The organism is Dictyobacter aurantiacus, from assembly GCF_003967515.1.
GTDB lineage: Bacteria > Chloroflexota > Ktedonobacteria > Ktedonobacterales > Ktedonobacteraceae > Dictyobacter > Dictyobacter aurantiacus.
The window spans coordinates 2,723,516-2,748,323 of record NZ_BIFQ01000002.1 but is presented as its reverse complement, the minus strand read 5'-3'; the positions used below and the strand labels follow the sequence as shown (position 1 = coordinate 2,748,323).

Genomic DNA, 24,808 nt, shown 5'->3' with positions numbered 1-24,808 from the left:
GGGGGCAGCGCTCTCCTGCTGTCGCAGTCGCTCGGTCGATTCGCTGTCGCTCATCTTGCAGTCCATCATTGTCTTACCATGTTGCAGTATCACTTGCCACCATTCCACTTTATACATACTCATATTTACACTCTCCATGCACATCATTCTACTCACCTCTTTTCGGTGCTATACGAAGTATCATCGGGGGTTACTCTCTCCCCCGAGGGGTATCACCCACAAAAATCGCTGAGAGCACTTTTTTCTCCGTCTGCGTCCATCAGTACCCTTCTCTTTTCCACAAGGCTCTCAGCAGTCTCTCAGCGCGCCGATTGAATCACACGCACTATGAGGGCCGCGCTGTCGCGCTTCCTCTCTCACCTGGAAGAAATATCCTCATGCCTTCTTTATCATGCCTCCAGCGACACGCACTTCTCATGGGTGAGAGCCGCCAACTGGCCCTTTTTTTCTCGTGACAGCCAGTAACCAGACGCATTGATTCCATCCAAACAGATTGGTGCTCCAACCGCTCCACGCCTTGCATTTTGGGGTGTGTTCGAGAGGAGTACTCTCCTCTCGATCCCCACATATCTCTCCCCCTACTCTCCAGCCCTCTCTCTGCATCTATGTCATCCTCCACTCCTTTCGTTCTCTCTCCCAATCACACGTCCACAGCACTACCCAGGCTCCCCCTTCATCGTGTCTGCCTCTTCGTTCGTCTCTCTCGCCAGGGTGAATCCTTGCAACGTATCGTGTATCGCTCTCCCTTGTCTCTCTCATGACATCACTCTTCTTCCAGCACTGTTTGCCGTGCTCTCGCTTCCATGCTCATATCTTCTCGAGGATGGTTCTGTGACAACAGAACCATCCCTCCTCCCGTCTCAGGGAGTCTTTCTAAACAGAGGCCAGTGGGCGCATTCCTGCCAGCCAGGCGCATAGCTAGCCGTATCTGGGAGGGGCAACGTGTCTCACCAACAGGCAGAGGTGCTCTCTGGGAAGCCATAAGCAGGAGCAAAAGACAGGCAGCCGCCAGAGCGCGCGGCAGGGCCGTCATAGCAACAGAGGGAGCCACGGGGCTACGTGGGGCCAGTGAGAGCGCTCCTCTTACCCGTGAAGGGGCGTCTCATGCGCTGAGAAGCGGCAGGAAGGCAGGAAGGTGGGACGTGTGCTGTACGGCAGCAGTCGGGGCAAGATGCGCGTCCTGTAGCGTTCTCGCAGAGAGCAATCGCCACAGCATGGGAAGCACAGCAGGCGAACGCTGGCTAGGCTGTAGCATTCCTCAAGCCAGAGGAAAAGGAAGATCAAACACACGACGAAAACAGGGACCGAACACCCCATTATTCACCTGCTTATCAGTCAGTCGGCACGCATAGGCAGAAGCGTGCGGCAGCGATGATGCGAGTACCCCTTCACCGCTACAGGCCAGTGCACCTCCATCACCTCCTCGCATCATACTGGGATCCTGACAATATTCCCAACGATACGAATCCGTCACGATCCTCACGCCAAACGCATTGTGAGCCGGTGGATCCACGGGGCGATCTTCTCCAGAAGCAAACGGTCCATCTCCCCAATAAAAGAGACTCCGAGCACCGGCCGCACAGGCATATTCCCATTCATCCGCACTGGGCAGACGGCATCCCTGCTGTTTCAGAAACGCCACTACGTGACGATGTGGCAACGCACGATGGATGGAGCGCGTGAAATAGCAGGAGTCCTTCCCCTTCCAGCGATACCGCTCGTAGGTGAGCACTGGCGCGGGAAGCACCTGCTCAGCTTCTTGCGCGATTGTTTCCAGCAAAAACGGGGCCAGGGTGACCGTTCTCAGTGGGAGCAGGTGTTCCGCCAGTTCGGCCGCCAACGCATTCTCACCCATGGGGATAATCTCTCTCACCAGAGCGCCATCCAAAGTCACCCGTTCCCCATGCAGGCTCAGCATTCGCGTGTCCCACCAGTCACGCACCAGTTCTTTATCGGGAGCAAGAGGCGCCCTGCGATCATAGCCCAGTGTCACGGTCCCACCGGGAAGCAGCGCATACGTCACTGCTGAGGATGTTGAAGGCGGCCTCCAGGCAAACAACGCAATCGCATGTCGTTGGCCGCCTACCTCATACGTCTCCACGCCCATCAACTCCCATAGCGACGGCAGCCGTTGCTCGACCGCATGGGCCACGGCTTCACAGTCCGTCAGCGAGCACGCATCCCACAACGCCACCTCCTGCAGCACGCGCGCCATCTCCTGATCCATCTCTGTCCTTCCTTTCTCGAACGAAGGCCAACTGGTTCCTTTTTGGGTATCAACAGATCACCGTGTCTACGCACCAGCGAGGCTACGGAATCGTAAAGATGCTAAATTCCCGGCCACCCGTGGCTGACACAACGCCTTCGTTTTGTTCCTTGGCTAACGCTATCAGCGCACCACTGACATCACCGGGTTTCCAACTGTCGCCCTGTTGGGGCTGCGCGATGCGTGAGAGCAGCGTGGCGGCCGTCCAGCCATCAGGCAGTTTGCCCGTTACCCACCCCGATTTCGTGGCGTCGCTGATGGTACGGATCGTTTGAAACAGCACGTCCCAGCGCACGTTTTTTCCGGTCTGGGCGGCCAGATCCAGCAGTTTCTGCAGCGTGGCACTCCCCTTTTTCACGCGGGCGGCGTACTGCGTCTCCCCCTGCTTTGTCTTGAATTCACGAATGCCTTTACGCACGCTGGCCACGTTTCCGCTCTTGGTTTTGCGTCGCTCTGGCAGTGTCGCGGGCCTGGTGCCTGGCGCCGTCCCTTGCAGTTGCTGGAGGACCGGGACGTATTTGGCAAGGGGTTTTTGGCGCTGGCCCGGACTGGGATGAATCGCCTGCCGGATGCTCGAACCGTTGATCCCCAACGAGCGCCCAATTTCAGCATATGTCCAGCCCCCGGCCAGTAATCCCGCGATCGCCTCGGCCGCCGGTGTCATCTCTGCCATGGTTTCTTCTCCCTCATTACCGGTCCCGTTCCTTCTCTTGTTGCCGCTGCAGCAGATCCAGCGCTTCGTAGGTATGCGGGGCGTTCACCGACTGCCGGATCGCCCACTTCAGCCGCAACGTGCCTCGCTTCGTGTTCGTGTTCCAGTCCGGGTGTTCCTCGGTCAGCGCGATCGCGTCCGTGCGGATGGCAATGATCGATTCCCGTGGCAGCGTCAGCGCGGCCTTGATCATTCTGGCACGACAACGCGCCCACACCTGCGCCGCCCATTCCGGGTGATCAAACTGCTGGCTGTAGCCTTCCGTTGCCGCCGGCACACTGTACCACACCGTCGTATCGTCAATCTCCCGGCGACTGCTGTATCCATCAGGGGCCGGCTCGTCTATCCCAAGGATGTATGTCACGTTGCGGCTTGACCGGTTGAACGTGCCAATGCCATGCAGGACAATATTACGGATCCCACCGCGCACCAGCTGATAGAGTCGGGCGTCATCGGGGGTTTCCAAAGCATCGCGTTCCACCTTCTCGCGCAGGTTCGCCAGCTTTTCGACCAGGCCGTCCAATGGCTTTTTCTGTGTCGAGGCTTTCTCCGCCTTGAAGACAATCCGCTCCAGGATCGTGATACGCCAGACCGCAAAGCCCTCTTCGATACTTGCGTAGGCGCTCGAGAGCACGTCCAGTTCGGAGCCGTCCACCCACGTCTCATAGGTCTGGCCAGCAGACTCTGCTCCGGGGAAACTCCAGGTGTGTCGATCCCTCTGGTTCCCGGTGATAGCATCGCGGGGTGTCATGAACAGGCCCAGATGCTGCCAGTCGGTCGGGATCGTGTAGCGGATACGGTAGCGTGCTGCCACCTTCCCGGCGTATTCGTTGCGGCTGTCATGGATCGCCAACTCCGTCGGTAATCCCCACGCCAGCGCACTGTACATGAAGATGCCGTCGTAGTAGTACAGGCCAGGCAGACGCTTCAGCTCCGGCAAGGTGCACAGCTCAATCCGGCCCTGCCCCGCGTGGGACCGGATCGTCTCCCGGATCGGGGCCGGCAGTGGCGCAAAGCTGCGCTTCTGGAGGCGATTCAAACGTGTCCACAGCGCCTGGAATGTCAGCGCTGGCGTGGCGTACGCGCTCGCTTCTTCTCCAAAGGTGGCCTGCAGGTACCTGCTCAGCAAGCGGATCGCTTCGTAGGCTTCGGTCGCCGTACACTCGGTCCCGAACCACGAGAACACGTGGCGAATCTCCAGCTCCTGTTCGCTGCCTCGCCGTCGGTAGCGAGCGACGGTTTCCTCTGGACGCTCATCGGAGAGATAGTGCCCGCGCGCACCGGTCGTGTACCGCTGCCGCAGTTCCCTCGCCAGCACCCAGCCCTCATACGAGCCACTGGTATCCGTCGGCAATTCCCCACAGAGCCACAGACGCACCTGGTTCGTATCACCCAACTGCGGTACCGCCGCTAACACCTCCGATAACGAGGCCTGCGCCCCGAAGGTGAAACGCTCACCGGCGTCCGTCATTCCCTCCCCGCGGCGCACATCCATATACGCGATCAATCGCCGTTGGCGACGTGCTGACACACCTGCCTCTGTGGCTCCTGCCGCCTCATCCACTGCATCCTCCACCACCGACACAACCAGATCTGGCTCACGCACTGGATCACCATGACGTGCACGATCCATCGGTGCATCCCCACCTGAGCTTGGTGCAGCTCGTCGATCTCCCTCCGCTGGTGGTTCCTTCGTCACAGCCTCTTGCTGCTTCTGCTCTGGCTCCCGCCGCGCTTCCTGATGCACTGTCGGGCTACCAGCCATCTCATGGGCCTCCTGTGGTGGCACGTCCATTCCCTCTTCCTCCAGCAGACGCTGCTGGGCCGCTTTGGCTGCCTGCTGTTTGCGATACCCTTTCACGCGGGGATGATATTCATGCCCCCGCAGCCACTCCCAGAAATCCGGATGATCCGTCTTGATCAGCCAGGCGTCTCCCGACCGATACGCGCTCCGGCCCAGTACGCCCGCCTTCGCCGCCTGTGTGAGCGTCGTCCGGTGAATCCCATAGGCTGCTCCTACCACCGTCGCCGTCTGCACGGGCTCCCCAAATTTCTTTCGCTCCATCTCCGTTTTCGATTCTCCCTCTGTTCATCATACGATGCACTATTCATCAGACGTATGCTCCTCTCATCCATCCACATGGACAGGACTTCTCTCCTCCGACTTGCTGGCCTATCTGTACTCTTTCATCCACGATCTCTTGTGCTTTTCTTCGGTACACGCCCACACACTCAGGATCAGCCAGAAACCTCTCTTTGAGATGCGCCATTGCTTTCCCTCGGAAGATCACTCATCTTCCACATTCTTCCTTGGTCAGCCCTTCCAGCACCGGGCATTTCCCCAGACAATCAAACCCATTCCCGGCAATCTCAACCGCCTCAAACGCGATCGTCTCCTTCCAGGCTCCAAACGGCGTCGGAGCAGGCGGATACGCCATCGCATCCATCACCTCCAGGTGCCGCCCATCCCTATCCACCTTCACCACATACCCATACCGCAGCTGTCCCTGCTCATCGCGATACTGCACCTACCACCCATGGCCTCCCTCAAACTCCAGCGGATGCACTCCCACCTCATGGATCACATACATCCCCGCTGGACGCAGCTCGATCCGTCGGTTCATCATACCCGTCCACTCCTTTCCTTCGTGCCTTCGCAATTAAATACATTCTATGATTTACTATAGCATTATATGATGCATTATAGCGGAGAGATTCCTGCCTGTCAAACCCCTTTCCTTCTCCCGCGCTCCTCTTTCATACACACAAAAGGAGAGGTACCTGCTCGATACCTCTCCTGTCTTCTGGCTCCTCTGCTTGCCTTTTCCCTCTCTTCTCACCCTCGCCCATAGACCAGGTGCTCCCACGCTGCCTCCACTACCTCCTTCCTCACCACCTCCGCCTGCGGGTTCATCTGCACGATCCTCTCAATTTGCATCAATACATGCTTTTGCCGTTGAAAATTTCCCTCCCTTATCCCGATCATCGTCGCCAGCGCTTCTTGATCTACCTGCAATTGAACGGCTGTGTGATCTGCTCGAAGTGAATCGCAGTTGGTACTACGAGCGTTTGGGCCAGCTAGATACGGATCCGGAAGCCATTGCGCTGCGAGATAGGATTGAGCACATCATCCTGCAGTTTCCAGGTATTAGCGCCGACGTAATTACGAGCCGGTTTAGGGCTGAAATAAATCCTTTCTTAGACAAGAAAGAAATAACCATTTTTTTCGCTTCAATGGCACAAAAATTCTCTGAGCAGGCTTCTCACGTGGTGTCAAGGGGAAGCGCAGCGGCCTTGATACCACGTGAGAAGCCTGCTAAACTCACCCTGCCATTGAAAGAAAACGCCTCTAAATCGGCTCGTAATTACACCGGCGCTGACACCAGGCTATGGATACCGGCGCGTAACCCGGAAATTGCATCGGCAAGGATGGGGTGTGAACCACAAGCATGTGCTTCAGATGATGCGCGAAGAATCCTTGTCGTGTCATCTGAAGAAACGTTTTGTAATCATCACCACGGATTCGTGTCATGGGTTTCCCGTCTATCCCAACCGGCTCGCAGATGTTCTCCTTTCAGCCCCGGATCAAGCCTGGGTGGCGCCTTTACCTCCATCCGTTTGCAAAATGCGTTTGTGGATCTGGCGTGTATTCTGGATGCTTACTCCCGCCGCTGCGTTGGCTGGCACCTGTCCCGGGATATGACAACTCAGCTCACTCGCCGTGTCCTTCAGCACGCCCTTGCCGAACAGCACCCGCTCCTGGTCTCATCCATCATTCCGATCGAGGTGTGCAATACGCCAGCCGAGCGTACGTGGAGCAGCTTGAAGGCATTGGCGCGCAGATCAGCATGTCGGCGGTCGGCAATCCCTATGACAATGCGAAAGCGAAAAGCTTTTTTAAAACACTCAAACAGGAAGAAGTGTATCTTAAGGAATACTGTTCTTTTGAGGAGGCGGAGCAGAATTTGACCGAATTTTATGCCTCTCTCCAGCGTCACCGTCCACACAAGTGGGAAGGCGAGAAGGGTAGTCCTCTTCCTGATCCTCCGGCGACATGCGCCGCAGGCCTTCCACAAGCTCCATCACGAACACAGGTGCATGCTCAATCAATGTTGCCAGGGTATCGAGAATCTCCGCTGGGGGATCATTCTCGATCACATTGACCTGAACCTCATAGATAAAGCAGGCCAAAAGATGGGGGAGAGAAGCATCTTCCTTCCTCTCTTGCACCTCCTCTCGAGTCACAGCCGTCTTTTCGTCCATTAGAGGTGGGAGCGAAAGCGTCTCCAGATCATCCTTCACTGGTCGCTCTCCTTCTTCCTCATCTCTTGGTTGAAACTCCTCTAACACTCTCACACCTGGCTCTCCCAGTTTGATGCCCCGACGCCGATCAATGGTGCCATCCTTCCCGAGAATCACCGTTGACAGCGAGAGGCGCAAGACTTCCAGGTCCTCCGCATCCCAATCATCATCCATGTTCGGATCGGCCGCGAGGGCAGCCTTTACCTCCTCCAGTGTCCAGACATGGCCAGGGGGGAACTCCTCGTCTGGCTTGTTTGCTTGAAATACAGAAAGCACTTCGACGCCTGGCTCTCCCAGCCGAATGCCGTGTCGCTGGTCTTCCACACCGTTTGTATCCATCACCACATACTCCCGATATCCAGCAGCAAGGGCCAAAGTGAGACGTTCCTCTTCAGACGTCGCTTCCAAGATCTTTCGATGATACTCAATGGTGGCCATATAGACCAATGGGTCGACGTTGGTCGGGCAGTATAACCAGGCCGCCAGTTGCGGATACACCTCATGGGCCAAGCGCTTGTAGGCATTGCGCTCTTCAGGGCGTAGAGGCACCAGGCTCCAGGCCTGTTTATAGGCCGCCTCCTGGATCTGGGGCCGACACTGCTGGCTGATTTCTCGCCGTCGCAGACCCTGAAAATGCTTCCCAAAGTACTGGCGCACACGATCAACTGCCGCAAGCACCACCTCCACACGCACCAGGGTCGGCACCTCAAAGGGCACACACAGCACTTCATACACGGTCATTGGAGCCGCAAAAAGCAGGCTATAGGCACTTTTCCTCGTGAAATGTCCCGTGTGCAGAATCTCAACGATCCCTCGACCAGTAGACAGGCCAATTCCAACCACCAACTCGGGCCATGCCTGGCTTTGCAACAACTGCTCCACTTTTTTCAGCACATCCCAGGGGCGCGCAAGAGGCAGCGGACGCTCACGACGCGTCTCTACCTTCTCCTCGCGGGGCATCTGCATCTGGATCCATTCCTCGGTCGAAAAGTTGAGGTATTTGAGGGCCAGGTGCTCCTTCTGACTCGATTTGGGATTGTACCATCCATTTTCCTCCGTGAGTGGCAGCACCTCCCGAATACGGTTCCGCGTTTCGCTTAACGGCTTCTGCAACGAGATCGCTCGCTTCAAACTTGGCCGCCGACGCCACACCTCCAGTTCCTCTTGACAGATCCGTTTCATCTCCTCTTCCTGCTCCACCCCAATGGCTGCCAGCCTCGGCAGCAACACCTCCCAACGCTCTTCTAACCACGTGCTTGCCATGCTCCTCACCATCCTTGCGTACGACGCGTCCACGCCAACAACGCACTAGCGCTTCTTGCGCAAACGCTGCACATTCTTTTGCGTCAACAGGCGATCTCCTGCCTCTTCTATCACCTCAGCCGTCACCACATAGGTCCCATGACGCAGAAGCAAATAATCCAGATGGCAGAGTACCAGGTACATCTCCTGAAAATTGCCCTCCGTCTTCTGCACAAAGGCTTCGGCTGCTCCTTCCGAGAGCGACAACCCCATTTGCTGAATCTGCTGTTCCAGCAAAACGCATGTCTCTGGTTTTCCAAGGGCCCCAAACGCATGCAGCACCCCCACACGCGATGACAGAGCTGCCATCTTCTGCAACCGCTCGGCACTTCCAGAACGGCCCAGCAAGACCATTCCTACGCGACTCCGATCAAAGACATCCCGCAGCACCTCCAGGCCCGCCTGTGAGAGGCCATCGACTTCATCCACCATCACCACACCCACTCCATCAGGACGAATCATGCCTGACATCGGCCCGCTCTCTTGCGCCACCGCACTCGCATGATCAGCAATCATCTGCAGGCCCCACAGCAGCAAGGCCAGATCTTGCTCAATACTCTTGGGCGTGGACGTCGCCTTCGGGCGATAGTAGGCCGTTCGTGGCATCGGACACTCCGCTGGAAAGGCCACCCCCTGGGCCATCAACAACCGCTCAAAAGCTGCCCACTGAGCATACTCTCGCGCCGCCCACGTCTTTCCCACCCCACGATCTCCCACACACACCACCAGATACCGATACCGACGGGCAGCTTCACATACCTGCACAAAACGACGATATTCCCGCGTCTGCTCAAACGTGGAGAAGGGGATCTCCAAGCCGTGCTCTTCTCCCACACGCAGCACTGACTGCCCGGCTGGCGGTCCCCCCTGGCTCCTTTCAAGTATAGGTTTTTGGAGAAGGAGGAAAAAACCTGGCGAGTCATGGTTTTCTGCTATAATACAAAACGATTTCCACATCATTTGTAGGAGAAAACATGAATCGCCATCATTTATTATCGCAATGGTCGGACCAGGTGTCAACGGCCTTTCCTCATCTTCGCTCATCGCAACTCAACGGGCTCGTCCTCTGGAGCGTTGGCATGACGCTGCTGGGCGCTTGTGGATGGTCGCAGATCAGTGCTCTGCTCGCGTGTGTCCTGGGTCAATCCGAGGACGCAGTAGCTCAACGTTTACGGGAGTGGTATCTGGATGCACATGACAAATGCGGTGACAAGCGACGGGAGATCGAGGTCTCCACCTGTTTTGCTTCCCTGTTGCGATGGGTGGTGCGCTGCTGTGGACCTCACACGCGCCGTATGGCACTGGCCCTTGATGCCACCACCCTGGGAGAACGCTGGACAGTGCTCTCGATCTGTGTGGTTCTTCGCTCCTGTAGTATTCCAGTGGCCTGGAAAGTGTTGGGGGCGCATGAGAAAGGGTCCTGGCGACCGCATTGGGAAGGCTTACTCGCGCATCTGCACGGGTGTGTGCCTGGAGAGTGGTTCGTGATCGTGATGGCTGATCGCGGACTCTATGCCCAGTGGCTCTATGAAGGGATTCGCACCTGCGGCTGGCATCCCTTCTTACGGATCAACGGCAACTGTAAAGCTCGACGAGTTGGCTCAGACGACTTTGAGATGATCGCGCAGTGGGTGCCCACACCTGGTCTATCGTGGAAAGGGCGTGTGGAGTGCTTCGCGAGCAAGCAGGCGCGGGTCAACGCGACGGTGTTGGTGCATTGGGAAGAAGGCTACGAGGGTCCCTGGGTCGTGCTGACGGATCTGCTTCCGCAGGAGGCTGAGGTGTGTTGGTATCGCATGCGCACCTGGGTCGAAACGGGGTACAAAGATTTCAAGCGGGGACTCTGGGGATGGCATCACAGTAAAATGACGCAAGCAGGGCGTGTGGAGCGTTTGTGGTTGGCGATGGCAGTTGCCCAACTGATGAGTGTGAGCATGGGGTGTGTCGCTGAAGAACAGCAGCGAGCGGCAAACAGTGAGCAGGAGTTGCCTGCAAGCCATATTGCGCGCAAGAAACGCTGCAGGCCCAACCATCAGCCGCGAGTGCGTCGATTGAGTTGTGTGGTACGCGGGCGGTTACAGGTGCTAGCAACCGTGCTCAATGACGAGCCGTTGTTGCAGGGGCAGATGCTCGATGAGCCATGGCCGCAAGACATGCAACCACCCAGAAAGCTACCAAGCGCCTCAGAGCGACACAAGCGGGAGAAGAAACAGGAGCGTAAGCGCCGAGCCCGAGCTCGTGAACGGGCCAGCGCTTAACGTTCCCCAAAAAACCTATACCTGTAAGCCCCCTGGCTCCCCTGCAACCCTCTCTCGTTCTTATTCATCTTCATACCACCTGATCTGCGACGCTGGCTTGGCCCCGTCAGGCTTGGCCCCATCCCTCAACTCACGCACTTCACTTCCACTCTCATCCCCCGCTGGCTGATCGGGCGCCCCTCCCTCACCGGCGTTCACCTCATTCACTATCGGAGCCGCCCGCGAAAGCTCCCGCCTCGCTTGCTGCTTCGGCGAGGCATAGCGAACCACCACCGCTTTGCGCTCACGTAAGGCGTTGCCGACCGCTTTGCGGCGCTTGGTTCTCTCAGACACAAGAGCCTGCAAACTCACCTCTTGCCCACCACGTTCCACACACGATGCCTCACATAACAAGCTTTCCTCCTGCTCCCCCACATACACCCACAGCATCGCCAAATTTCTGGGATCGTAGCGAATCATCACCGCCTCGCCTACATAGCCTGCAAGCAACTCGTGCATGTACCAGGCGCCCTGCAGCACAATCCCCTCCTGATGCACCACTCTGCGACGACGAGGGTACAACAACAGCCCCTCGACCTGCCGCTCATTCTCTGGCAGCATCGGCATGATTCCTGAAGCTACCCACCGTGCATGGGGCGTAGCCTGCGTCTCGGCATGCACGCGCTGATGATAGATGTCCAACAGCCAGTGCTCAAAGATGGCCTCCAAGTCTTCCAGCGTCAGACATGCCACACTCCGCGCTTGCGCCTCAATCTCCCGCTGCCGCCTCCGATCCCCTTCAATCTTCGGAGCATAGCCCGGCAGCGTCGATAACACCTGCTCTCGTACCGTTCGAAAAAACCGCTCCAGCTTGCCTCGGCCACGGGGACGCCCAACCTGGGAAAAAACCAACGCGATCTTCAGGTCGACCGCAATGGCTTCTACATGCTTGCTCGTGAAGTCAGAGCCATGGTCCGTATACAAACACTCCGGGATCCCATACATCGGCCAACGTCCATCTTCTTTCGGATTGATCGCCTGATGCAATGTCAGAGCCGTCAAGGACGACGAGGGGGCTTCAAAACTCAATCGATACCCACATATACTGCGGCTATAATCATCCTCAATCGCGCTCAATAACGGCAGTTGCGCTCGGCCTTGCGCATTGCGCACATAGCAGCGCAATTGGCAGTGATCGGCTTGCCAGATCGCATTGGCTCGCCGCGCCTCGCGCCGATACACCACATCAAAGCGCTCTCGATACCTCTCGGCTCCCGCTTGCCCCAGGGTCACCAGATCTTTGGGAAGACTCCCAACGATACGTGAAACTTGGGCATAACTCGGCTCCTTCCAGTGCTGCTCACGAGCCACCTGGCACACCATGCGATGAATACTCCTCAGCGGTCGCCGCACCGCCTGCAACGCCAGCCCCTCGATCAGCAAGACCAACTCCTTGGGCAATCCCCGCCGCTGCCCCGCATCAGCACGCTTTTTCGTTCCCAGTCCCCACAGTCCTTCCTCTCGATACGCCTGCACCCAGCGCTGCACCGTCCGCAGTGAGAGCTGATGCACACGGGCAATCTCCGTTTGACACACGCCTTCCTCATAAATGCGGACGAATGATCACAAAACGCTCCCATGCCTGCCTGCCCACATCCCCTCCTGCTCCATGTGCCTGCTCTCTGGGGCCCCCAGTGCCTTCCATTCGAGGCCTCCCTCCTCCACGACACGCGCTCTCCACCATACACTCATAGCTTCTTTCCAAGAACTATAAGCAATACCATAGAAAGTGTCTATTAAAAGTATATTAAAAATGTAAATATACAAATTATTATAAAAAGAGATATATATTATCCAAGATGTAGATCGAGATCATCTCCTGCTCTCCCCAGCTCTCATCTGCCTGGACGAGGTCTGCACACGTGCGGCACGCACCGACAGAGCCCAGCACCTACTGGCAGAGAAAGGAAGACAGCGATGGAAAAACAACCAGGAGAGAAGCATCACGGCGCCACAAAACACTCGACTCCTCCACAACGGAACACATGCAGCAGAGAAAGCAAGCACGCAATCAGACCAACAAAGCCTCGTCAATACGCGCAGCAAAGGGCGGTCTTTTTTTCACACTCGTTGGCGAAACAGCCAGTGTTCTTTCGGGGGGCAAGAACCACCGGGAAGGGCTTGCAAAGGCACACGAGCAGCAACGAGAGGAGGAATGGATCAGCGTTTCCTACGACAACCCATTCGTCTCACCATGCGTCATTTATTTCGTCAATTTACAACTTTTGCTTAGCGTGGTTTTTCGTACGGTTAATACTCAACCCCCTACTCTTTGCCGTCAGGCGTGCGTTCACTGTTGAGCAAGCCACAGCTACAACGCACGTACTTCGTGGTCCCACTGTTAGCTTGCTCGCTGCTCAGACTCAGGCTGGTGTAGACGGTGATCGCGCTGTTGTTGCTGACCCGATCGGTCTGGTCGCTGTCACTATAGCTGTTGATGTAGGAAAATTTCACTGACAGGAACTCAAATTTTCATCTTTGCTTTTTGGCGTATGTATAACCCATAGAGTAACAGGATAAAGTTGCACACAGATAAAAGAAAAAAGAGGAAACTGTCAATTCTAGAACTTGGAACAAGACCGGCAAAAATTGGTACTTGTATTAGTATCAATATCGCTATACCAAGAACTACCAGGGAGATGATAAATTGAAAGCGTTGATACCATCTTCTTCTCCCACTTCCTTCCAAGTTTTGTTTTTTCAAAGAGGTATAGTCGACATAAAACAAGAAAAAAGCACAAAGTGCAAATGCTAATCCTAAAAGTGCGAGTAAAACACTCAAAACGATTGCAGTCAAATCTGTACTTGCGAAAGTAAGGTAAAGCATGTAATCACCAACAAATGTATACTTACAAAAAACCTTGCAAAAAGATTTTTTCGCTCAAACTAGACAAAGGCTATTCATTACAGGATGTGGCAGGCCTTCTTGGAAGAAGGCCTGATTTAATAAACAACATTGCACTGAGATACTAAACAACCTCTGCCATCACACACACTTGGAGTCAATTTGACTCATATCTGCTGAAAAAGGACTAAAGCAGGAATCTAACTCAGCAGCCATAATTGTAATGCCATAACTTTTCGCAGTAGTGATTAAGGGCCGCCTCGTATCCACTGAGCAAAACCTGATACAGTTGGCAGCCAAACACCATTGCAATCACTCGATCTTCCTACGGTTGCACCTCCAAGTACTACAAGGGCATAGCTTCCCACTACGAGAAAGACTCCTACGCCTTCAGGAACAGTAACTATTCCAGCTACTATACCAAGAATACCTGTAAGATATACACTAGCAAGCTCAAGATAGCATTGAATTGCATCTTTACCGCTCGGATCCACCTTATTCACCGGATCATCATCAGCATACACATACGGGTTGGCCTTGGTCGCCTCCTGCAAACTACCACCTACTTGGCGTCGCCTGTGTCCAACGTCCCACATGGGCATCGTAGTAGCGAATGCCCAGCTTGATGAGCCCCGTATTGCTATCATAGTAGCCACCCGTATAACCCCAGGGATTGTATACGCCGCTCTGCACGCTCTTGCTGCCGTAGTTGCCGAAGGGGTCGTAGCCATAGCTGGCCACGATGGCTCCCGTGCTATCGGTCATCGCCACCACCGAATCCTGGCCGTCGAAGAGGTAGTAGTAGACCTTGCCGGCTGAGGTGCGCTCGCTATTGAGCAGGCCGCAGCTGCAGCGCACGTACTCGTAGTTTGTGGTCCCCACCGTTTCGCTGCTCAGTCCCAGACCACTGTAGACAGCGGTGTTGCCGGTGTTGGTGACCCGATCGGTCTGGTCGCTGCCACTGTAACCGTAGGTGTAGTTGGTCGAGGTGCCCGAAGCCGTCCCACTCCCGCTGATGTCCTGGTTGGCGGCGTTGTAGGTGTGCGTCTGGGCGTGGGTCAAGGGTCCAGAACCGCTACTGCCGTTGGTGACCGAGGTCAGGTTGCCGTTGCCATCATAGCTATAGGTCGCCGACCCGCTGTTGCTGCCGGTGGAACTGCCCGAGGTCAGTTCGTTGTCGGCGTTATAGCTCATGGTGGCATCGAAGGTCGAGGCACCAGCGTAGGTACGCGTCAGATTGTTGCCGTTGGCATCGTAGCTCAGCGTCCAATGCTGGTTCGGGTTCTGCACGTCGATCAACTGATTCTTACTGTCATAGCTCCGGGTCGCCGTGACCGAAGAACTGTAGTTGTTGACGCTATGAACCGTTATCGTTTGCATCAGCTCCGTCTGGGCATTCTGGGAGTTCGTGTAGGTATAGCTGTAGCCGGTCAGCGGCGTACTGACCTGCGATGAGCTGCTACAGGTGAGCCCGTTCATCTTGCCCCCGACGTTGTTGGTCTCGCGACCCGCGGCATCGTAGGACAGCAGCATGCCGATCTGGTTGGGATAGATGATGCAGGTGCGGCGATTGGCGTTGTCATAGCCATAGTTGCTGGTCGCGCTGCCCGGATCCTTCAGGCTGGTCATGCGATTGGCGGCATCATAGCTATAGGTGGTCGTGCCCGTCCCATCGTTGAGGCTGGTCAGGTTGCCCACCTTGTCGTAGCCCGAGATCACTTTGGTGGCGTTTGGCAGGGTCTTCTGGGTCAGGCGATTGAGCTCGTCATACTGGAAGCTGGTGATGCCGGTGGCGTCCGTCTCCGTCAGCATATTGCCGTTGTCGTCGTAGGTGTAGCTGACCGATGAGGCATCGGCGTAGGTAATCGAGCGTACTCGGTCCAGATTGTCATAGGTATAGCTGGTTTTGTGGCTGTTGCCGTCCTGCAGCCAGGTGACGCGGCTGGTCAGTGTGTCGGGCTGCAGGGTCGTCTTGCCCATCGGCGCCGGCGGGGTAACCGAGGTCAGATTGCCATGGCTATCGTACCCGAACGTAGTGGTGTTGCCATTGGCATCTTTCTGGGAGCTGACCGTCCCGTTGCTGTTATAGGTATAGGTCAGGCCCTTGCCGGTGGTATGATCGTTCACCGTCAACATATTCCCGGTACCATCATAGGTATAATCCGTTTGTTGTTCTGGGCGTCAGTTGACGAACTGGGATAGTACGGGGTCGTGCCAGCCGTGTTATAGGCAAAGCTGGTGGTGGCGCCCGTGGGGTCCTGGCTCTTCGAGAGATTATTGTAGCCATCGGTCGAAAACGTCAGGGTGGACAGGTCATTGAGCGCATCGCCGTACTGGGTAACGTTGTAGGTGGCAGGGTCGACCTTCTGCGATGAGATGTGACCCAGGGCATCTTTGCTGTAGGCAGGCTGGAATTGCGTGTTGTAGGCGACCGTGGTCGTGTGCCCATTGGCATCGGTGACCACCGTACAGGGCAGGGCCGACTGACCCGAGGGCACGATGCCGCTACACGCGCTGTCCGTGCTGGCGTGGTAGGCAAAGCTGGTCTGCCCATGCTGCGCGGTGGGATCGGTGATCGTCGCCACCTGCCCGCCGGTATTGTAGGCGACGGTGGTCGTGTGGTTCAGCGGATCGGTGATGCTGGTGAGCTGCTCACTGGCATTGTAGCCAAAGGTGGTTACCTTCCCATTGAGGTCAGTGATCGTGGTCAGATCGGCACCGCTGTAGCCATACGTGACGGTACGGCCGCTGGGATCGGTGATCTGCGTGATCTGGCCATCGCCATCGGCCTCGTACTGGAATGAGGTGGTGCGCCCCTGGGTATCGACCACCGAATCGACCAGGCGATTGTCGGTCGCGTTGTAGTTGAAGGTGATACTGTTATTATTCTTGTCGGTGATCTTCTGCAGATAGGTTGAGCCGCTGGTAAAGGTATAGGTGATCCCGTTCTGGTGGAAGAAGAGCGTCTCCTGCTGGGTCGCATCGTGCCAGACCAGGTCCGCATTCATACCGGGAGGAGAGACCCAGCCATTACTGCCTGGCGTAAAGGTCCAGGGATGGCCCGTCGGATCGGTATAGGTCTCGGAACCGTCGGCGTTATCGATAATGTTCACCGAGTAGCCGAAGTTCGAGCTCCAGTTCTGGCCGTGCGTGGTCCAGGTGTTGCTCTGGCTATTGTAGATGCTCCCCAGGGAGAGATCGATACCCGTGCCCGCGATGTGCAGATCGTTGGTGGTGAGCACCAGGTTGCCGCTGCCCTCGTTGACCTGTAGCTTGACATAGTTATTGATAGGATGGCTGGTGTAGCCATAGAAGGAGGTCTGACCTAAGGCGCTGGTCGTGCTGGCGACCGCCGGCGTCAACTGGGCAAACGGACGCCAGGTGGTGGACTGTGCCGTCGCCGTTTTGGTTGCCATTGCTATTTTCGCGCTGGCACCATGCATGGCGCTGGATCCGACGCGCAAGAAGCTATCCTGGATCTGATCCTGCGCATTGAGCGCCAGGACCTCGGGCTCTCCGGCGCGCGTCAACGCCAGAGTCACCTGCCCGTGTACTTTCTGGCTGGTCGGATTGAGCTGCTTCCAGGTGGTGGCGTTCCCCTGCCAGACAAACACGTTATCTTTCGCATCCTGCGCAAAGAGGAAGCGCGTACCATCGTTGCTCAGGGTAGCCTGCAGCGAGACACTGCCTTTGGGCGCCTGCCCAAGAGCGGTCAGGGTTGTCAGATTTCCCGTACTCTGGTAAATCTTGCCAGTATCGCTCAAGACCAGTAGCGTGAGGGCGCCCTGACTATCGGACTGCAGCACCGGAACAGCCGAGAAAGAAGTCCCGGTCGGCGCGGCAACCTGTGACCAGTTGGTAGCTCCCGATCGTAGGGTATAGAGAGCATGGTCTGTTCCAACTACCACGGTTACGAGGGATCCATCCGAGGTCTCGGTGACCGCAGGTGTGCTGGTCAGTGCTGGTGTTCCTTGTGGCGTAATCGGTGTGAAGCCTCCCCAGGTCGAACCGGTTGCGCTCTGTTTGTTTTGGTACAAGACATGATCAACCCCGATAACAGAGAGGACCAGGCCGCCGTTCTTTTGTAGGGTTAATACGGGCTGGCTGGCAATATCGGCGGCCGGCTTCCCAAGCAGTTGCCAATCACCCCATGTCCCCTGTATCTGTGTCAGGCTATAGAGCTGATGATCGCTCCCCAGGGCTACCAGCACCACATTCTTGGCGGCATCTTGTGTCGCGGCCAGGGTACCTGTAAGCGCGACCGGGGCTGGCTTTCCGATGGCCTGCTGGTTGTTCCATCCCTTGCTCGCCGTTCCGCTCACCTGCGCGATGGTGTAGATGCGGGCATCGCTGCCAATGGCGAAGACAGCCAGGCGGTTATCCGCAGAGTGGATGGTGGTCAGCGATGAGGGGAGCAGATGCGGCTGGTTCGAGTTAACCACCGCCCTCTGCTCTGCCGGCAGCTGCGCGAGACCAGCATGGTTGGTCTGCAGACTGCTCAAGCTCGCGGCATAGGCAGAAGGAGCCAGCGTGGCCAGGTTGGCCAGGGCAGTCAGGGTGGTGAAGATAACAGCTAAGGCGATGCGCAGCCAGAGGCCACCACGCCAGAGCAAGCGCACCACAGCGGCACAGCGAGCACGCAACTGCTCAGCCTCCGGGTGCGACATGCGTGATTTGGGCATACAAACCCTCCTGTACGGCAGAAGCGCGTACATAAATATAGAGACAAATGTCGATGATATGTGAAAACGAAGCACAGCAAAGAAAACATGACAATGCATGTGCGGGTTCACCGTTGTGGCTTCGAAACACAGCAAAAGCAAGCCAGTGCATCCTTACATGGCCGGGGGAAAGGGCGTCATGCTCCTTAACTATTGATGAGAATGGGCCAGAGGTAGTATATAAAAGAGGTGAATGGCACGCTATCCTCTCTTACATGACCAGGTATAAAAATAAACCTCTCAGGAAACATTCAAATCAAAAAATAAAAAATATGCGACTAAAACATTGTATTGAGAGAGAAAAACAACTGGTGTTTTTTTACCACTAGATGCATTACCTACACTATGTAGTATAAACAAGCATGGATAGAAAAGTCAACCTCAGATAGAAAATTATTAATCATTCTAATCTTATTTTAATTTTTTCTCATAAAAGGAGAATTTATACATATAAAAAACTCAACAGTTATATGCCTAATACGGGGTAGCGCTACGTAAGCTATCAGGTTGTGTTGCAAGAAATGAGACAAAGGAGGCGTGCGAAACTGTCCCGTTCTGTTGAGTGTAGACTGCCACTCCAAACAATCTCGCGATGAACTCTGCTTGACTGAGGCTATCGCCTTTGTCCACTTTTTGCACCTGGCCTTTCCTGATCATATTCATCACTTCGTATCCCTGTAACGTGTTCCATGCGGTCTCAAAAGACCAAAAAAACATCCCAGGTTTGACGAGGCGTTTGATGAAACGATGATCTTGTTCGACCAGATTGTTGAGATACTTGCGCTGCCGCAATTCACAAGGCGCAGTAACAGCACCAGTTGCTTGCATCTCATGGAAGGCTTTGGGATACGCAGCGTTCTTGTCCACAGTGATCGCACGAGGGGAGACCGTGTGAGAGGAGGCAAGTGTTTTGTAGAAAAAGCGTTTGGCTGCTTCAGCGTCGCAGGTGGGACTGAGCAAGAACTCCAGCGTGTTCCCCTGCGAATCCACTGCTCGATATAGGTACATCCATACTCCCTTGACCTTCAGGTAGGTTTCATCGACGCGCCACGAGTCGGTCGTCCTTTTGAGATGAGGGCGACAGCGTTTCTCCAACTCTGGCGCGTAGCGCTGTACCCAACGGTAAATCGTCGTATGATCGACGCGCAGACCCCGCTCTTGCATGATTTCCTCCAGATCTCGATAACTCAATGGGTAGCGCAGATACCAGCGAACGCACAGCAAAATGATCTCGGCTTCAAAATGACGCCATTTGAACGGGGCTTGCGTTGTCATCACACTTCTCTTCTCATCTTTTCATCCATCATATCTGACGAGTTTTATTTTTGCAACACATCCCGCCTGCATGCCCATATTGCTAATATTCGTAAAGATGCACTTCACAAAGCAACCGCTCAATTGGTGATGAAAACCAAGTCACCAAACGAGCGTCCTGCGGTGATCGTATTAGAAGATTTGAATGTGTCAGGGATGCTCAAGAACAGACATCTCTCACGAGCCATTACCGATGTTGGCTTTTTTGAATTTCGGCGCCAAATGGATTATAAAGCGCAACAATCAGGTATTCAGGTGAAGGTTATTTCTCGATGGGAACCCACGAGCAAAACGTGTTCACGTTGTAAGGCTGTTCGAGAAGAAATAGATTTGAGTGAGCGTATCTTTATCTGCCATGAGTGTGGGTTCGTCATTGATCGCGATCTCAACGCTGCCTATAATCTGGCAAACCTAGCTTGAGCATGGAGTACCGTGAGTTGCACGGGATTGTATGCCTGTGGACAGGGCAGCTCTGGCTTGGTAGCAATATCAAGTGAAACTTCCCTGGATGAAGCAGGAACTAGACAGCAAATGTGACTTGTCTGCATTTGTCTAAGTTCTAGACAACGGTTACACCACTGCCGCGAGTTGGCAACCAAAACACACAACGACCAGGGAGACAGATAGACAGACAACGACAATCTCCAGTTGTGGCAAGCGATCGCTCTTCACAATGCGCGCCAGGCTCCGGTGATGTATCTGCCACCTGGCCGTCACAGTCGGTGAGCATCCACCACGCGGGGAACACACGCTCGGTCCCCTGCTATCACTCCCTTTACAGCGTCGATCTCCAGCAGGAAAAGGATGAGCCGCTTTTAGCTTACAAACTACAAAGCTCATCCACAAAGTGCGTAATCAACTTCACGAGCTCTTGTGGTTGCTCTAACTGAGCATAATGAGAAGTTTTCTCAATAACCGTTAAGCGACTATTGGGAATCAGCGCCACGATCTTCTCGCGTAAGAAGTCCGGTGTCATAGGATTATCAGCCTCAGGCGCGATTACCAATGTTGGTGTCATAATACGCTTTACTTCATCCGCGAAATTCAGTTGTCGCCAGGAGTCAAAACTCTCCAGGCAAGCTTCCGGTTTGACGGTCATGCTTGAGTCAAGCAACATCGTAAACGTTTCTGCTGCCAGAGGATTCGCAATAAAGACCTTCCATAGAGCCTCGGTCTGACTACGATTGCCTGCCGCACTGCGGAAAAAAGCTTGAAAATCAGCAGGGAGTTCCAGTCCACTGGCGGGAACGGACGCAATCACAATCAATCCCGCCAGCAATTCGCAGTGGTCTGCGGCAAAGCGTTGGGCGATTGCTCCCCCCATCGAGTGACCTACCAGCACAAAATTCTTTAACTCAAGGCTTTGCACCAGGTTAAAGAGGTCTTCGCTATGCTGTTCAACCGTATAGGGGCCAGGAGCAGCATTCGATGCACCAGCACCACGTAAATCAACGATAATGAGCTGATATTTCCTGCTTAGCTCATCAGCCACTAAATTCCAAACAGCACTACTCACCTGCCAACCGTGAACCAGTACGAGCGTTTTCGTTCCCGAGCCCTTGAGGGTATAATGTAGCTGTATACTGTCATTGGTGGTTATGTATGCCATCGTTGCCAACCTTTCTTCTCATTTCACTTCAAATTGTACAGGTAAGGACCGTAAGCCGCGAAATCGGAAAACGTCACGCCATTGTGGCTCATCGATCAGCAATTGCATATTGTGCGTGCGCAGAAGCAGCGTAGAGAATGCAATATCGGCCTCCAGGCGTGCGGTTGCGGCACCAATACAATGATGTAAGCCGTAACCGAAGGTTAGATGTGCATTTTTCTTGCGCGTAATATCAAACATATTCGACGCTTCAAAAACATCAGGATCACGATTAGCTGCGCCAAATAGAAACACGAGCACCTGTCCCTTCTTGACAGATTGACCGAACAGATCAAAATCGCGTCGGGCCATACGGAAGGTATACTGCATAGGGCTCTCATAGCGCAGCGTTTCTTCAATAAAACCCACCACCAGCGAGGGTTGGCCACGCAAAAGTGCCAGTTGATCGGGATGGCGGAATAAACAGAGCATGCCATTGCCAATCAAATTACTGGTTGTTTCATGTCCCGCGAACAGAAAGAAGACGCACTGGGCATACAACTCATCCTCGCTTAGCACATCACCCTCTTCCTCAGCCGCCACCAGAAGAGAAATCAAATCCCGGCCCGCGTGTCTACGTCTCTCTGGCAGTAGCTCACGAAAATAAGTGGTCAGTTTCTCAAGAGCATCTTTGGCATGCCGCGCCGCCTCCACTGTCGATGAAGCGTTACCCAAAAACATGGCAAGTTCGTCCATCCAACGCACAAACAGCATGTGATCTTTGTCTGGTATACCCAACATGGCACAGACAACCCGCACTGGCAGTAAATAGGCGAAATCGCTCATCATGTCGAGCCGTCCCTCAACCATACCCTGAGCGAGTAGATTATCGACAATTTCCTGTACACGAGGCCGAAAACTATTGAGCACTTCGGAAGTGAAGCCCTTTTGCAAGAGGCGGCGAATACGCAAGTGCTTCGGAGGATCAATGAAGGCTAACCAACGGGCCAGGTATTCATCCAGGCTACGTAGTTCAGCATGATACTCAGGCGGAAACTGCGCAACCAGGCCACCGGCCTTCTCCGTGGTCAATCGCTCACTATCACGCAGGAGTTCAGTATTATCTTTGTAATGAGGCAGCACCCATGCCCCACCAAAGAAATCCGGCGACCAGACCACACGCCCATGTTTCAGCCATTCATAATACTGCGGGTAGGGGTTCGCAATGAAAGCACGGTCAAACATTTCTATTGCCTCTTCTACCTATCATGAGTTCATCTGGGATCTCATCAGTATATCATGCGTGTATAAGGTGTAGCAAAAGGAAGAGTATTCACTCAGGGCAAGTTAATTTTCGGTGAGAGAAGGAAAGTAGCAATCCAGTCAGACTCTCATTGCATGCTACAGATGATGTACACCCACCATAGATGCTCGACAGGGTCTGTCAAATATTTTACAGACTCCGGTTACACCGAAAGGACCATCATGATAACCGACGACACCTCCATCCTCACAACCTGGTATACCTTCGCCGCCAGCGCCCCTGGCTTTCTCGGCTCTGCCCTCCATCTCTATCGTCAGCGCACTGGCCTCTCGCTCGCTCAGCAACGCGCCCTGCTCGGCCTGCACGACGCCTCCACTGATGCCATCTGGACACGCCTGCAGGCTATGCCTTTGCCTCGCCCCGATCACGTCGACACCGATCTCCAGCACATCGTCGCCCACCTGCTCACGTCTTTCCCTGGTGCCACCATCCACACCGCTCAGTTGGCTGCCCTCCTGCGCACACCATTGGAGCCATAACAGCCTCCAACAACGAAAAACAGCGAGCAGGTCTGGCACGTTCACCAGACCTGCTCGCTGTTTTTCCACTCTCACGTAGTGTTCACAATTTCATCTCATCTATCGATCAAAGAATGACACAAGGAGGCTGGCACAGTCAATTCCATATGTATTTGGCCGGCTTTTTTCTTCGCTTTTTGAGCGCTCCTTCTCCTCCCTCCATCGGCCCCTGTCCTCTCCCCACGCGTTTTCCCTCCCTTTTCGCCCCTCCCTCTTTCTCCCCAGGCCACCACAAAAAAAGTGATCATGTATTTTTCGCGTTTACAATGCCAATCCAGAACCGATTTCCCTGCCGCGGCGCCGGCAGATAGCGCACAAAGACCTCCTGCAACCGCTTGCGGTCAATGCGCCCATCTTCAAAGGCTTCGTAGACACTCGACCAGCGCCGCTCAAAGCGAGGATATTGCGACAATTCGGACAACGAACGAGCCTGAGTTTGGGCGATCAGGGCATCCATGGTCGTAAAGAGCGCATCTTTGGCTCGCTCACAACAGTCATAGATCTCGTGACGAAAGCGCCTCAATGTGCTAAGGTTCATACAAGTAAAGCTCCGTCTTTGTTTTACTATCGAAACTTTACTTGATCAGGCCGCCCGCCGCAAGGTTGGGGGCCTTTTGTCTGCATTAGTTTAAACGTCAAATCCTGCAGTCGAATGTGAAACGACTGTGAGGGTGTGCTGCGTTCTATGATACAGCAGGGGTCCGATCGCCTGCTTTCGCCTACTATCCATCAGTGAGCAGCCGTTGACACCAGGCAATGACTACATTGGCAACCTGCTCCGGCTGTTCGGGAAAAAGCGCATGGCTGGCGTCGGTAACAATTTCGGTGGTCACCCGGTCGCCCAGTTGCTGGCGAAGTTCTCCCCAGTACGCGCGCGGCTTGAAGGGATCGGAATCCGGAATGATCTCCAGTATCGGGGCCGATCCAGCAGACCAGTACTCCGCCTGCGGTACTGTGCTGGCACAGTGTACCTCCATCTGCATGGTCTCGGGATACCAGCCCTGTAACCAGACAGCGGGGTCATGACCAGGCGCGAAGAACCCTTTCTTGAGCGCGGCAAGTCGCTCTTCGACCGGTGCATTAAGGTCGCACGCCTGGTGTGGCGTTTTGCTGATCTCGGGCGACACCGAACTACATTGCGCGGCCGCCATAATGATGCCCCGGACAAGGGAGGGATGATCCACCGCCAGCATACGCGCCACCCCCTGGCCGAACGCGTGACCCAGCACGATCGCCTGACCAGACCCAAGCGAACGAATCACCAGCGCGATATCGGCGGCAAGGTCGTGCACGGTCAATCCACTCATCGTGCCCTGTGAACCTCCGATGCCGCGCGGTTGCGGACGCAGAACGGTGAAGCCAGCCGCGCTCACCATCTGTGCGAAGGCATCGAAGTCCTCTCCACTTCCACGCCCATAGGATGGCAGCACAACCAGGGCGGGACCACTGCCGTCGACAAGAACTTCAAGCGTCACGTCGATTCCCCGGATACATTCGCTCCGTTTCTTTTGTATCATCTATTTCCTCCATTGAATCTAGTAGTCTGTCAGACTCCATTGAAAAGGTTGCACCCGCTACGCGGGCGAGAGGGGAGAAGAGCCAGGGCACAGCCCTGGAAC

The 24,808-nt window shown here is 55.1% G+C and carries 20 protein-coding genes and 2 pseudogenes; 5 read left to right on the top strand and 17 right to left on the bottom strand.

What is annotated here, in order from left to right; genetic code table 11:
- Positions 1 to 1,258: 1,258 nt before the first annotated feature.
- From KTT_RS35965 to KTT_RS35950, 4 genes are all read right to left on the bottom strand, one after another.
- Positions 1,259 to 2,227, bottom strand: a complete 969-nt coding sequence (locus KTT_RS35965) for an SUMF1/EgtB/PvdO family nonheme iron enzyme (RefSeq protein ID WP_126594032.1) — start codon at positions 2,225 to 2,227, stop codon at positions 1,259 to 1,261.
- 82 nt (positions 2,228 to 2,309) lie between these two features.
- Complete coding sequence (locus tag KTT_RS35960) at positions 2,310 to 2,939, bottom strand: hypothetical protein (protein ID WP_126594033.1); 630 nt, start codon at positions 2,937 to 2,939, stop codon at positions 2,310 to 2,312.
- A gap of 16 nt (positions 2,940 to 2,955) precedes the next feature.
- Positions 2,956 to 5,043 (bottom strand): hypothetical protein, encoded by a 2,088-nt coding sequence (locus KTT_RS35955; RefSeq protein WP_126594034.1) that lies wholly within the window; start codon positions 5,041 to 5,043, stop codon positions 2,956 to 2,958.
- Between the two features lie 226 nt (positions 5,044 to 5,269).
- On the bottom strand, positions 5,270 to 5,506 hold the full coding sequence (locus KTT_RS35950) for a hypothetical protein (protein WP_126594035.1): 237 nt from the start codon (positions 5,504 to 5,506) through the stop codon (positions 5,270 to 5,272).
- A gap of 836 nt (positions 5,507 to 6,342) precedes the next feature.
- On the opposite strand from KTT_RS35950, the pseudogene KTT_RS37910 reads away from it, so the two are divergent.
- A pseudogene (locus KTT_RS37910) lies at positions 6,343 to 6,468 on the top strand (IS3 family transposase); the annotation flags it as partial.
- 95 nt (positions 6,469 to 6,563) lie between these two features.
- Here KTT_RS37910 and KTT_RS37345 read toward each other — a convergent pair.
- Positions 6,564 to 6,731, bottom strand: a complete 168-nt coding sequence (locus tag KTT_RS37345) for a hypothetical protein (RefSeq protein WP_235845536.1) — start codon at positions 6,729 to 6,731, stop codon at positions 6,564 to 6,566.
- A gap of 95 nt (positions 6,732 to 6,826) precedes the next feature.
- Here KTT_RS37345 and KTT_RS37905 point away from each other — a divergent pair.
- A pseudogene (locus KTT_RS37905) lies at positions 6,827 to 6,928 on the top strand (hypothetical protein); the annotation flags it as partial.
- Here the strand turns inward: KTT_RS37905 and KTT_RS35935 are convergent.
- Positions 6,906 to 8,240: a protelomerase family protein gene (locus tag KTT_RS35935; RefSeq protein ID WP_371864905.1), complete on the bottom strand. Its 1,335-nt coding sequence runs from the start codon at positions 8,238 to 8,240 to the stop codon at positions 6,906 to 6,908. The pseudogene KTT_RS37905 and the gene KTT_RS35935 sit on opposite strands and share 23 nt — an antisense overlap.
- 348 nt (positions 8,241 to 8,588) lie before the next feature.
- The gene (locus KTT_RS35930) at positions 8,589 to 9,416 is read right to left on the bottom strand and encodes an AAA family ATPase (RefSeq protein ID WP_160145540.1); all 828 of its coding nucleotides are present in this window, start codon (positions 9,414 to 9,416) and stop codon (positions 8,589 to 8,591) included.
- A 140-nt stretch (positions 9,417 to 9,556) separates the two neighbouring features.
- Between KTT_RS35930 and KTT_RS35925 the strand changes: the two genes are divergently transcribed.
- On the top strand, positions 9,557 to 10,840 hold the full coding sequence (locus KTT_RS35925; protein WP_126594039.1) for a hypothetical protein: 1,284 nt from the start codon (positions 9,557 to 9,559) through the stop codon (positions 10,838 to 10,840).
- Positions 10,841 to 10,900: 60 nt separating this feature from the next.
- On the opposite strand, the gene KTT_RS35920 is transcribed toward KTT_RS35925, so the two are convergent.
- The 6 genes from KTT_RS35920 to KTT_RS35895 form a co-directional block, all read right to left on the bottom strand.
- Positions 10,901 to 12,430, bottom strand: a complete 1,530-nt coding sequence (locus KTT_RS35920) for a TnsB C-terminal domain-containing protein (protein ID WP_268904540.1) — start codon at positions 12,428 to 12,430, stop codon at positions 10,901 to 10,903.
- Positions 12,431 to 13,144: 714 nt separating this feature from the next.
- A complete protein-coding gene (locus tag KTT_RS35915; protein WP_126599292.1) occupies positions 13,145 to 13,333 on the bottom strand; it encodes a hypothetical protein in 189 nt (62 codons plus the stop codon).
- 639 nt (positions 13,334 to 13,972) lie between these two features.
- The gene (locus KTT_RS35910; RefSeq protein WP_126599290.1) at positions 13,973 to 14,278 is read right to left on the bottom strand and encodes an RHS repeat-associated core domain-containing protein; all 306 of its coding nucleotides are present in this window, start codon (positions 14,276 to 14,278) and stop codon (positions 13,973 to 13,975) included.
- Position 14,279: 1 nt separating this feature from the next.
- Positions 14,280 to 15,851 (bottom strand): RHS repeat-associated core domain-containing protein, encoded by a 1,572-nt coding sequence (locus KTT_RS35905; protein WP_160146112.1) that lies wholly within the window; start codon positions 15,849 to 15,851, stop codon positions 14,280 to 14,282.
- A 2-nt stretch (positions 15,852 to 15,853) separates the two neighbouring features.
- Positions 15,854 to 18,406, bottom strand: coding sequence for a DUF8189 domain-containing protein (locus KTT_RS35900; RefSeq protein WP_160146111.1), 2,553 nt, complete (start codon positions 18,404 to 18,406; stop codon positions 15,854 to 15,856).
- A gap of 513 nt (positions 18,407 to 18,919) precedes the next feature.
- Positions 18,920 to 19,720: an IS6 family transposase gene (locus tag KTT_RS35895; protein ID WP_371864887.1), complete on the bottom strand. Its 801-nt coding sequence runs from the start codon at positions 19,718 to 19,720 to the stop codon at positions 18,920 to 18,922.
- Between KTT_RS35895 and KTT_RS35890 the strand changes: the two genes are divergently transcribed.
- Positions 19,688 to 20,179 (top strand): RNA-guided endonuclease InsQ/TnpB family protein, encoded by a 492-nt coding sequence (locus KTT_RS35890; protein WP_126599284.1) that lies wholly within the window; start codon positions 19,688 to 19,690, stop codon positions 20,177 to 20,179. The genes KTT_RS35895 and KTT_RS35890 overlap by 33 nt on opposite strands.
- A gap of 400 nt (positions 20,180 to 20,579) precedes the next feature.
- Here the strand turns inward: KTT_RS35890 and KTT_RS35885 are convergent, their stop codons facing one another.
- Positions 20,580 to 21,368 (bottom strand): alpha/beta fold hydrolase, encoded by a 789-nt coding sequence (locus KTT_RS35885; RefSeq protein WP_126599282.1) that lies wholly within the window; start codon positions 21,366 to 21,368, stop codon positions 20,580 to 20,582.
- A gap of 18 nt (positions 21,369 to 21,386) precedes the next feature.
- Positions 21,387 to 22,592: a cytochrome P450 gene (locus tag KTT_RS35880; protein WP_126599280.1), complete on the bottom strand. Its 1,206-nt coding sequence runs from the start codon at positions 22,590 to 22,592 to the stop codon at positions 21,387 to 21,389.
- 240 nt (positions 22,593 to 22,832) lie between these two features.
- Here KTT_RS35880 and KTT_RS35875 point away from each other — a divergent pair, with 240 nt between their 5' ends.
- Positions 22,833 to 23,150, top strand: a complete 318-nt coding sequence (locus KTT_RS35875) for a hypothetical protein (RefSeq protein ID WP_126599278.1) — start codon at positions 22,833 to 22,835, stop codon at positions 23,148 to 23,150.
- 283 nt (positions 23,151 to 23,433) lie between these two features.
- On the opposite strand, the gene KTT_RS35870 is transcribed toward KTT_RS35875, so the two are convergent.
- Positions 23,434 to 23,727: a hypothetical protein gene (locus KTT_RS35870; RefSeq protein ID WP_174844798.1), complete on the bottom strand. Its 294-nt coding sequence runs from the start codon at positions 23,725 to 23,727 to the stop codon at positions 23,434 to 23,436.
- A gap of 184 nt (positions 23,728 to 23,911) precedes the next feature.
- Positions 23,912 to 24,706 carry an alpha/beta fold hydrolase gene (locus tag KTT_RS35865; protein WP_126599276.1) on the bottom strand — a complete coding sequence of 265 codons (795 nt, stop codon included), beginning with the start codon at positions 24,704 to 24,706 and terminating at the stop codon, positions 23,912 to 23,914.
- Between the last annotated feature and the right edge of the window lie 102 nt (positions 24,707 to 24,808).